This is a genomic window from Campylobacter sp. TTU-622 (assembly GCF_016598965.1).
Classification (GTDB): Bacteria; Campylobacterota; Campylobacteria; order Campylobacterales; family Campylobacteraceae; genus Campylobacter_D.
On record NZ_JAENKR010000193.1, the window covers coordinates 1 to 771 of the forward strand.

The 771-nt window shown below is 22.4% G+C and carries 2 protein-coding genes and 1 pseudogene; 1 reads left to right on the forward strand and 2 read right to left on the reverse strand.

All coding sequences use genetic code 11. The annotated features are described in order from the left end of the window. A pseudogene (locus tag JG677_RS08415) lies at positions 1-319 on the reverse strand (hypothetical protein); the annotation flags it as partial. Between the two features lie 62 nt (positions 320-381). On the opposite strand from JG677_RS08415, the gene JG677_RS08420 reads away from it, so the two are divergent. Then, positions 382-567 carry a hypothetical protein gene (locus JG677_RS08420; RefSeq protein WP_200286191.1) on the forward strand — a complete coding sequence of 62 codons (186 nt, stop codon included), beginning with the start codon at positions 382-384 and terminating at the stop codon, positions 565-567. Between the two features lie 2 nt (positions 568-569). Here JG677_RS08420 and JG677_RS08425 read toward each other — a convergent pair. Further along, positions 570-771, reverse strand: a 202-nt coding sequence (locus JG677_RS08425; protein ID WP_200286193.1) for a hypothetical protein, incomplete at its 5' end; no start/stop codon positions are given.

Here is a 771-nt window from a genome sequence, read left to right on the forward strand (position 1 = left end):
ATATATTACCTTGCTTATCGTGTGTAATTGGCTTTCTTAGATAAGCTATATAACCGCTAGAATTAATAAAATCTTTGCCTTGAAAATTATCTAAAATATAAGTAGGCACACAAACATTGTAATGCTTATCTTGTTTTAGAGTATTAAAGGTTTCTAAAATTTCTTGAGAAATTAATCTATCATCATTAAAAAAATTTTTTTGTTTAATTGTAGTAAAAGCTTTATAGTTATTAATAGCTTCTATTGAAGCTTTATTTATGGATTTAGAAGGCTCTATATTATGTTTTAATTCAATTTTATCAACTTTTTCATTAAGCAAATTATTAATTTTAATACCCCTATTCTTACAAAAAAGATAAATGTAGTCGCAATTTCATTACTATGAGTAATGAAAGTGATTTAATCATTATTACAAGACAAACTAATGGACAATATTTATATTTTAATCCTAATGAAGAAAATGAAATTGCGACTACATTTATCTTTTTTGTAAGAATAACCATTTTGCATAAGTATTATATCAAAAGGGAGAGTGAGTATTTCTTCGTTAAAAATTTTAGATTTTGACATTATCTTTCTTTAGTTTTACTTTGATTAGACATTTTTCGACATAAATCTAATTCTTTTTGATTTAAAACTTCTTTCAAAGTGCCTTTAGGAATTATATTTACATTTTCAAAATTATTTAATTTTGAAAAAGATGTTTTAATTTTTTCTTCTAGATCCTTTTTAGTATTTGGAATTAATATATCAGCTTTTTCAATATAATAT